The 8,847-nt window shown below is 71.8% G+C and carries 9 protein-coding genes; 1 reads left to right on the top strand and 8 read right to left on the bottom strand.

Annotated features, from left to right (window positions below; all coding sequences use genetic code 11):
* The 4 genes from AOK03_RS32775 to AOK03_RS32760 all read right to left on the bottom strand — a co-directional run.
* Nucleotides 1-543, bottom strand: a 543-nt coding sequence (locus tag AOK03_RS32775) for an MFS transporter (RefSeq protein ID WP_244177843.1), incomplete at its 3' end; no start/stop codon positions are given.
* Nucleotides 544-555: 12 nt separating this feature from the next.
* A complete protein-coding gene (locus AOK03_RS32770; RefSeq protein ID WP_079075099.1) occupies nucleotides 556-2,088 on the bottom strand; it encodes an MFS transporter in 1,533 nt (510 codons plus the stop codon).
* A 125-nt stretch (nucleotides 2,089-2,213) separates the two neighbouring features.
* Nucleotides 2,214-2,807, bottom strand: coding sequence for a sigma-70 family RNA polymerase sigma factor (locus AOK03_RS32765; RefSeq protein WP_055569020.1), 594 nt, complete (start codon nucleotides 2,805-2,807; stop codon nucleotides 2,214-2,216).
* 116 nt (nucleotides 2,808-2,923) lie between these two features.
* On the bottom strand, nucleotides 2,924-3,673 hold the full coding sequence (locus tag AOK03_RS32760) for a hypothetical protein (protein ID WP_063792628.1): 750 nt from the start codon (nucleotides 3,671-3,673) through the stop codon (nucleotides 2,924-2,926).
* Nucleotides 3,674-3,908: 235 nt separating this feature from the next.
* Here AOK03_RS32760 and AOK03_RS32755 point away from each other — a divergent pair, with 235 nt between their 5' ends.
* Nucleotides 3,909-4,742, top strand: a complete 834-nt coding sequence (locus tag AOK03_RS32755) for an alpha/beta fold hydrolase (RefSeq protein WP_055569018.1) — start codon at nucleotides 3,909-3,911, stop codon at nucleotides 4,740-4,742.
* Nucleotides 4,743-4,853: 111 nt separating this feature from the next.
* On the opposite strand, the gene AOK03_RS32750 is transcribed toward AOK03_RS32755, so the two are convergent.
* The 4 genes from AOK03_RS32750 to AOK03_RS32735 all read right to left on the bottom strand — a co-directional run bounded on the left by AOK03_RS32750 (nucleotide 4,854) and on the right by AOK03_RS32735 (nucleotide 8,729).
* The gene (locus tag AOK03_RS32750) at nucleotides 4,854-6,140 is read right to left on the bottom strand and encodes a cation:proton antiporter (protein ID WP_079075098.1); all 1,287 of its coding nucleotides are present in this window, start codon (nucleotides 6,138-6,140) and stop codon (nucleotides 4,854-4,856) included.
* Nucleotides 6,141-6,144: 4 nt separating this feature from the next.
* Nucleotides 6,145-6,630 carry a cation:proton antiporter regulatory subunit gene (locus AOK03_RS32745; RefSeq protein WP_055569017.1) on the bottom strand — a complete coding sequence of 162 codons (486 nt, stop codon included), beginning with the start codon at nucleotides 6,628-6,630 and terminating at the stop codon, nucleotides 6,145-6,147.
* A gap of 137 nt (nucleotides 6,631-6,767) precedes the next feature.
* Nucleotides 6,768-7,154, bottom strand: a complete 387-nt coding sequence (locus AOK03_RS32740; RefSeq protein WP_055569016.1) for a hypothetical protein — start codon at nucleotides 7,152-7,154, stop codon at nucleotides 6,768-6,770.
* 30 nt (nucleotides 7,155-7,184) lie between these two features.
* Nucleotides 7,185-8,729 (bottom strand): ATP-dependent DNA ligase, encoded by a 1,545-nt coding sequence (locus AOK03_RS32735; protein ID WP_055569015.1) that lies wholly within the window; start codon nucleotides 8,727-8,729, stop codon nucleotides 7,185-7,187.
* Nucleotides 8,730-8,847 lie beyond the last annotated feature (118 nt).

Genomic DNA, 8,847 nt, shown 5'->3' with positions numbered 1-8,847 from the left:
GTACCGCCCCGACGACCAGGCGCCCACCGCGCGGGCCTGGTCGTCGGGGCGGTACGAGGCGCGGACGAGCGCCAGCGAACCCGGCGTGAGCAGCGCCCCGCCGACGCCCTGGAGGGCGCGGGCCGCGATCAGCATCCCGGCGTCCTGCGCGAGCCCGCACAGAGCCGAGGCCGCCGCGAACCACACCACGCCGACGACCAGAGTGCGCCGCCGCCCGATGCGGTCGCCGAGCGCCCCGCCGAGCAGCAGCAGCGCGGAGAGCGTGAGCATGTAGGCGTTGACGACCCACTGCAGGGCCGAGATGGACGCGTCGAGGTCCTTGCCGAGCGTCGGCAGGGCGACGTTGACGACGGTCCCGTCGAGCATCGCCATGCCCGAGGCGAGAACCGCGCACAGCAGGACCCAGCGGCCGCGGGCGGAGGCCAGCGCGACACCGCCACCGCCTTCGGCTCCACCGCTTTCGGTGCCGTCGCCGTGTCCGACGCCTCCGCCGTCGGGAGCCGGAGCCGCTTCCCGACCAGGGTGGTCCGGGCTCGAACCCATCGCGCCACCGCCCTACATGTGGACCGCGCCGCTGCCCGTCTCCGTCGGCCGCGGCGCCCCTCTGCGGTACAGCACGACGGTAACGACGAGGCCGATCGTGAAGAAGAGGGCCGACCACCAGTAGGCGGTCGAGTACGACTGCATCGCCGCCTGCGCCTGCACCTCGGGCGTCGGTTGCCTGCCCACCAGGTAGTTGGACGCCGCGGTGGTGGCGAGCGTGTTCAGCAGGGCCGTGCCGATCGAACCGCCCACCTGCTGGCTGGTGTTGACCATCGCGGAGGCCACCCCCGCGTCGTGGGCCGCGACACCGGCCGTCGCCATGCTCATCGCCGGGGCGAAGATCAGGCCGAGGCCGAGCCCGGCGACCAGCAGCGGCGGCAGCACGTGCGCCGCATAACCGCTGTGCACGTCGAGGGCGGTGAGCCAGGCCATGCCGGCCGCGGAGAGTCCCATGCCCAGCGGCACGATCGGCTTCGCGCCCACCTTAGGCACCAGGTTGTTGGTGGTCACCACGGAGGCCACCACCATCACCGCCACCATGGGCAGGAAGGCCGCGCCGGTCTTGACGGGCGTGTACTGGAGGATCTGCTGCAGGTAGTACGTGAGGAACAGGAACACGCCGAACATGCCGGCGCCCGAGATGAACATCGCGAGGAACGAGGCCCCGCGGTCGCGGTCCAGGACGACCCGCAGCGGCAGCAGCGGATGCGCGGCCCGTGTCTGCCACCACGCGAACACCACCAGGAGCACCGCGCCGACGACCAGGAACCCCCAGGTCATCGCGTCGCTCCAGGCGTGCGTCTCGGCGTTGGAGAAGCCGTACACGATGCAGAAGAGACCGGCCGACACCAGCAGCGTGCCGGGCACGTCCAGCTTGGGCCGGTCCGGCGGGGCGCCCGAGTGCAGCAGCCGCGCACCGCCGACCATGGCGATCAGGGCGAACGCGAGATTCACGTACAGGCACCAGCGCCAGTCCAGATACTCCGTGAGCACGCCGCCGAGCAGCAGCCCCACCGCGCCGCCCGCGCCCGCGATCGCGCCGTAGATGCCGAACGCCTTGGCGCGCTCCCGGGGATCGGTGAACGTGGTCGTGAGCAGCGACAGGGCCGCGGGCGCGAGGAGCGCGCCGAAGACGCCCTGCAGCGCGCGGGCCGCCACCAGCATCGAGAAGCTCGTCGCCGCGCCGCCGATCGCGGACGCCACCGCGAAGCCCGCAAGACCGGCGAGGAAGACGACTTTGCGCCCCACCAGGTCGGCGATGCGCCCGCCGAGCAGCAGCAGGGAGCCGAAGGCGAGCGCGTACGCGGTGACGATCCACTGGCGGTTGCCGTCGGAGAAGCCCAGATCCTTCTGGGCCGAGGGCAGCGCGATGTTCACGATCGTCGCGTCGAGCACCACCATGAGCTGGGCGATTCCGACCACCGCGAGGATCAGCCAGCGATGTTCGTGCCGCCCGCCTCCCGTGTGGGGCACGGACGCTCCCGTCCCGCGTACGGGATCGGGCACCGGGGCGGGTTCCGGCGCGGGCACGGCTTCACGGTCCATGGCGATGGCCTCCAGACACCCCCGCACCACGCTAAACGGCCTGCTCGGGGGCCGCGACCGGGGGCCTCGCGCATCGCGGCAGGGGCCTCCCGCCCGAGGGAGGCCCCTGGCACGGCACGGGACCGCTAGGCGGCGTGGTCCGCCGCGAGCAGCAGCTCGCTCACCCGCTCCCGGGCCCGCGCCACGCGCGAACGCACCGTGCCGATCGGACAGCCGACGGCGGCCGCCGCGTCCGCGTACGGCAGCCCGGCGAGCTGGGTCAGGACGAACGCCTCACGGCGCGGCGCGTCGAGCGTCTCCAGGAGGTCGAGCAGGGCCACGCCCTCCTCGAACCCCGGCAGACCGTGCGGTTGGGCCCGCTCGGCGGCCGCCTGCCAGTCGCCCGTGTCGGCGATCCGGGGCCGGGCCGCCGCCGAGCGGAAGCGGTCGGCGACCACGCGGCGCGCGATGGCGAGCAGCCAGGTCCGCGCGCTGGACCGCGCCGCGAAGCCGGGCAGTGCGGTGAGGGCCCGGAGGTACGTCTCCTGGGTCAGGTCGTCGGCGGCGTGCAGGTCACCGCTGAGATGGGCGGTGAAGCGCCAGACGTCGAGACGCGTGGCCCTGACGAACTTTTCGAACGCCTGGGCGTCGCCGTCGCGGGCCGCCAGCGCCCACTGAGTGGTCAGCTCGTCGCGGGTCGGGTCCACACCGGGCCGGGATCGCAAAAGGGCAGGAGTCATCGCAAAAGGTCCTTCGGTAAAAGGAGTTCAGGAAGCGGCGCGGACGCACGACGAGGGAGGGACTCCCTGCGGGCGGACGCCGAATATCCGCCCGGCACCAAGGGGTGCGGGCGGTGTCAGGAACTGACCGGAAGGACCGGTGGACCTCTGCGTGATACGACGTGCTGGAGAAGGACCCCGCGCAGCCGCGGCACGGGCACGAGCGCGGCGACGTGGGGCGGTGCCGGCGGCAGGGCCGCGACGACGACCGCGAGCACGTACCGCAGCGGCACGAAGACGGCCGCGGCCAGCGCGCGACCGGTACGGAAGACGGCTGCCTCGCCGCGCCACAGCCACAGGGCACAGATCAGCGCGGCGACCACGTGGGCGAGGAACATGCCGAAGCCGCTGTGCCCGAAGACGGACATGATCCAGTGGGACATGCCGTTGTCCGGCATGGCGGCGGCATGCATCGAAGCGGCGGACGAACCGGCGTCGTCCGACCCGGGACCGGACGACCCGGCACCGGGCGACGGCACGGTCATCGGCATCGGGTGGTTCAGGTGGTTCATGCCGTCGTCGGGGTAACCCCGGGCCGCGCCCGCCGCCCCGCCCCCGCCCGGTGGCCCGGCCATGCGCTGGGCCAGGCCGAACAGTTCGTGCAGACACAGCTGCGCCGCGACCGTGGCGCCGATGACGGTGACGGCCCCGCGCTCGCGCTCCGTCAGCCACCACGCGGCGGCGACCGTGGCGGCGAACGCGTATCCCAGTGCCCACCAGGGCAGCGCGGCCCCGGACATGACCGCGTGACCGAGGCCCGTCGCCACCACGCACACGGCCGCGAACATCGCGGCTCGTGCGAGGCGGAAGGCGGGACCTGAGGTCATGGAGAGCATCGTGCCAGGCCGGAGTGGGCTTGTGGGAGGCGAGTCCGCGAGATGCCCGAACTGCCCGTATGGCGCGGTTGATCGGAACGACGGCCTCCGCGCACGAAGAATCCGTACTGGTCGGTAAATCCTCTTGACGTGGCATGTGCGCACCGAAAATGATCTCGACCAGCGGTCGACATTGTCGAACCGCGTTCGTCGATGCACTACACGTCACTTCACGATGGGAATGCCGATGCACTCGCGTTTCGCCCTACGGTCCCTGCTGACCGTCGCGGCCACCCTCGCCCTCGGATGCGTGGGCCTGGCCGCCCCGGCGCACGCCTCCGCGCCGACTTCGGTCCTGGACGTCCCGCCCCGCGGAGCCAACGACTGGTCCTGCAAGCCGGACCCGGCGCACCCGCAGCCGGTCGTCCTGGTCAACGGCACGTTCAAACTGATGGCGGAGAACTGGGCCACGCTCTCGCCGAAGCTGAAGAGGGCGGGTTACTGCGTCTTCGCGTTCAACTACGGAAAGCTGGCGACCGCCTCGGTCCCGCGGTCGGCCGCGGAGCTCGGTGACTTCGTCGAGGCCGTGCGCGCCGCCACGGGGGCGGCGAAGGTCGACCTCGTCGGGCACAGCCAGGGCGGCATGATGCCCCGCTACTACGTGAAGTTCCTCGACGGAGCGGACAAGGTCGACGACTTGATCGGCATCGTGCCGTCCAACCACGGCACGGCGAACCCGCTGGCCAAGCCGCTCGGCGACCTCGCCTGCCCCGCCTGCATCGACCAGATGGCGGGCTCCGAGCTGCTGACGAAGCTCAACGAAGGGACCGAGACACCGGCCGGGCCCGACTACACGGTCGTCACCACGCGGCACGACGAGGTCGTGGTCCCGTACACCAGTGCCCTGTTGAACGGCCCCAAGGAGTACGTCACCAACGTCGTCCTTCAGGACAGCTGTCCGCTGGACCCGTTCATGCACGACCAGGCGACGAAGGATCCTGTCGTCGCCCGGTGGGTGCTGAACGCGCTGGACCGCGAGGGGCCTGCCGACGCGGCCTTCCGGCCCAGATGCATCGGCTAGTCGGGATCGGCCGGTCGGCGCTCCGATGACGGCTCGGACGGCTCGGGCGGCACGAGGGGGATTCCCCGCGTGCCGCCCGGTGCGGTCGTCGTGAGCGTCGGCCCGTACCGGCTAGGACCGGTCGGTCGCGTCCTGCCCGTCCAGGGCCTCGACCGTGTCCCGGGGACCGGGCACCTGCGGGACTTCGGCGGCCGACTCGGCCGTGGTGCCGGTATCGGCACCGGCGGTGGTACGGCGACGTGCCAGTACGCCGCCCACGTAACCCGCGATGGGCTGCGTGTAACGGGCGGTCAGCGGTCCGACGATCACGAGGATCAGGACGTACGCCGTGGCCAGCGGGCCGAGCGACGGTTCGATGCCCGCCGCGACCGCGAGCCCCGCGATGACGATGGAGAACTCGCCGCGCGCCACCAGCGCGCCGCCCGCCCGCCACCGGCCCTTGATCGAGACGCCCGCACGGCGGGCCGCCCAGTAGCCGGTCGCGATCTTCGTCAGGGCGGTCACGACGGCGAGCGCCAACGCGGGCAGCAGCACCGGCGGGATGCTCGACGGGTCGGTGTGCAGCCCGAAGAAGACGAAGAAGACGGCCGCGAAGAGGTCCCGCAGCGGCGCGAGCAGCGAGTGCGCGCCCTCGGCGACCTCGCCGGAGAGCGCGATGCCGACCAGGAACGCGCCGACGGCCGCGGACACCTGGAGCTGCTGCGCGATACCCGCGACGAGGATGGTCAGACCAAGTACCACCAGAAGCAGCTTCTCCGGGTCGTCGCTGGAGACGAACCGCGAGATGAGCCGCCCGTAACGCACGGCGATGAAGAGGACGATGCCCGCGGCGCCGAGCGCGATGGCGAGCGTGAGGCTGCCCGCCGCGAGTCCGACCCCTGCCAACAGGGCGGTGATGATGGGCAGATAGACGGCCATCGCGAGGTCTTCGAGGACCAGGACGCTGAGGATGACCGGGGTCTCGCGGTTGCCGAGTCGGCCGAGGTCGCCGAGGACCTTGGCGATGACGCCGGACGAGGAGATCCAGGTGACGCCGGCGAGTACGACGGCGGCGACCGGACCCCAGCCCATGAGCAGCGCGGCGATGGCGCCGGGCAGAGCGTTGAGGGTGCAGTCGACCAGACCGGCCGGGTACTGCGTCTTGAGATTGCTGACCAGGTCGTTGGCCGTGTATTCGAGCCCGAGCATCAGCAGGAGCAGGATGACGCCGATCTCGGCGCCGATGGCGACGAACTCCTCGCTGGCGCCCAGCGGCAGCAGCCCGCCCTCGCCGAACGCGAGTCCGGCCAGCAGGTACAGCGGGATCGGCGAGAACTGGAATCGTCCCGCGAACCGGCCGAGCAGACCGAGGGCGAGGATGATCGCGCCGAATTCGATCAGAAAGACAGCGGAATGCATGCGATCACTCCCGACCGAGTATCGTCGCGGCGGTCTCCACGCCCTCACGCGTCCCGATGACGATGAGGGTGTCCCCACCGGCCAGCCGGAAGTCGGGAGCGGGCGACGGAATGGCGTCGGCCCTGCGCAGCACGGCCACGATCGACACACCGGTCTCGGTCCGCATCCGGGTCTCGCCGAGGAGCCGCCCGTTCCAGTGCGAGGTGGCCGAAAGCAGCACGCGCTCGGCGACCAGGCCCAAGTCGGTGGTGTGCAGGAGCGTCGGGCTGTGGTGCGAAGGCATCAGGGCGTCGATGAGCGCGTCGGCCTCGCCCGAACTCAGTCGCGTCGACAGCGCGCACTCATCCGGGTCGTCGGACCGGTAGGCGCTCAACGTCCGTGCTCCGTCCCGGTGCGCGACCACCGACAGACGCTGCTGTTCTCGGGTCGTGAGGTCGTACCGGATGCCGATGCCTGGAAGCGGCGTACGGCTGAGTCGTGAGGCGGGCACAGCTTCTCCCCTTGCGTGATGGATTGATCTCCCCCGGCCTGTCACCCTATCGGGGCCAAGGAATGGCAAAATCCCTCCGGACGACGAGCGGCCCCACCGGACACGCCGATGGGGCCGCCGAGGGGCAGTGGCCGAGATCAGTCGGTGAGGGTCACACAGGGAAGCCCCACGCTCGCCCCGCCGCGGAAGCCCTCCGCGCAGAGCCGGGTGCCCGCGGGGAAGTGCCGCTGGGGGTACGCCTGGTCGCGGTAGGTCCTGAACTGGGCGACGTCCTCCACCTTCGTGTTGGCGCTCCAGCCGTTCGTGGTCCACACCCGGGCGCTGATGCGGTTCGGCTGGTTGGTGTTGACGACCGACACCTCGACCCGGCCCAGATAGGTGCCGGAGTCGTACGTCTCGATGCAGACGGAGTGGTTGCACCACTTGCCGTCGGCGACCGCCGAAGGCCCGGTGGCGATGAGGCAGCCGAGCGCGGCGGCGATGGTGGCGATCCCTGCGGCGAACTTCTTGGTGATCTCGTGCATGCGTGAATCAACGCGCCACAAGATCATGGGTTACGCCGCGCCGGGACCGTTCCGCAGCACCGTCTCGACCGAGTCCGCCTCCTCGGGGGACTTGTCCTCGCGGTAACGCACGACCCTGGCGAACCGGAGCGTGACGCCCGCCGGGTAGCGCGTGGATCTCTGGAGCCCGTCGTAGGCGATCTCCACGACGAGTTCGGGGCGCACCCGTACGACGTAGCCGCTCTCCTCGACCGCCAGTTCCCGCAGCCGCTCGGTCTGCCAGGCGAGCATGGCGTCCGTCATTCCCTTGAACGTCTTGCCTAGCATGGCGAACGTGCCGTCGGGCCGACGCGCGCCCAGGTGCAGGTTGGACAGCTTGCCGGTGCGGCGCCCGTGCCCCCATTCGGCGGCCAGCACCACGAGGTCCAGCGTGTGCACGGGTTTGACCTTGAGCCAGGAGGCGCCCCGGCGGCCCGCGCTGTAGGAGGCGTCGAGCCCTTTCAGTACGACCCCTTCGTGGCCGCGCCCCAGCGTCGCCTCGAAGAACTCCTGGGCCTCGCCGCGCAGCCGCTCGTCGTCCGGGTCGGCCACGAGCGCGCGCCGCACCCGCATCGGCTCGGGCACCAGCGCCGCCAGTGCCGCGTGGCGCTCGCTGAACGGCAGGTCGAGCAGGTCCCGCCCGGCCACGGACAGGGCGTCGAAGAAGACGGGGGACAGGGGCAGCCCGGCGGCCGCGGCCGACACGTCGACGCGGGAACCGACGCGCCCCGCGATTTCCTGGAACGGCCGGGGTCGCCCGTCCGCGTCCAGCGCGATGACCTCGCCGTCCAGAATGAAGTGCGTGCCCTCCAGGTCGAGCGCCGCGGCGGTCAGTTCGGGCAGCCGGTCGGTGATGTCGTCCAGGGTGCGGGTGTAGACGCGTACGTCGTCCCCGTCCCTGTGCACCTGCACGCGGATGCCGTCCAGCTTCTCCTCGACCGCGCACGCCCCCAGTTTGTCGATGCCCTCCGCGACGGAGGCGGCGCTGTGCGCGAGCATTGGCAGGACCGGCCGACCCACGGTCAGCCGGAACGCGTCCAGAGCCGCCGCGCCGTCCGCCAGCAGGGCCTGGGCGACCGGACTCACGGAACCGGCGAGCATCACGGAACGCCGCACGGCGTCCGCCGGAGTCTCCGTGGCCAGCGCGAGCCCTTCCACCGCCACCGCGTCCAGCGCGCCCTGCCGGACCTCGCCGGTCAGCAGACCGATCAGGAACCCCTGTTCGTCGGCGGTCGCCGCCCCCATCAACGCGCCGACGAGACGCTTGCGTTCGGCCTGCGACCCGGCGCCGGACACCGATCCGATCGCGGTGAGCGCCGCGTCCACCGCGCGCACCGTGAGCGTCGGCTCGGCGGCGGGCGCCACCGCGTGCTTGAGCGTGCTCCAGCCGATGCCGAGCCGCCCCTGCGCCAGCCGCCCCGACAGGTAGGGGATGGCGATCGGTACGTCCTCCGGCTCCGCGGCCCGGAACAACTCGGCGAGCAGGGCGATCTTCCGGGACCGCGCCGACGTGGCGGCCACTTCCTTGGACACGTGCGCGAGCCGGGCAAGCAGCATGAGGCCATCCTGCATCGGGGCCGGGCACGGCGCATGGCCGCGCCCGGCGGCTCAGGGAGCGTGGCAGATCTGGATCGGGCCGATCCAGGGTTCACAGACGGGCGGCTCGGGGGACGGG

The sequence above is a fragment of the Streptomyces atriruber genome (assembly GCF_001418325.1).
Classification (GTDB): domain Bacteria; phylum Actinomycetota; class Actinomycetes; order Streptomycetales; family Streptomycetaceae; genus Streptomyces; species Streptomyces atriruber.
This window is presented reverse-complemented; position numbering and strand designations above follow the sequence as displayed.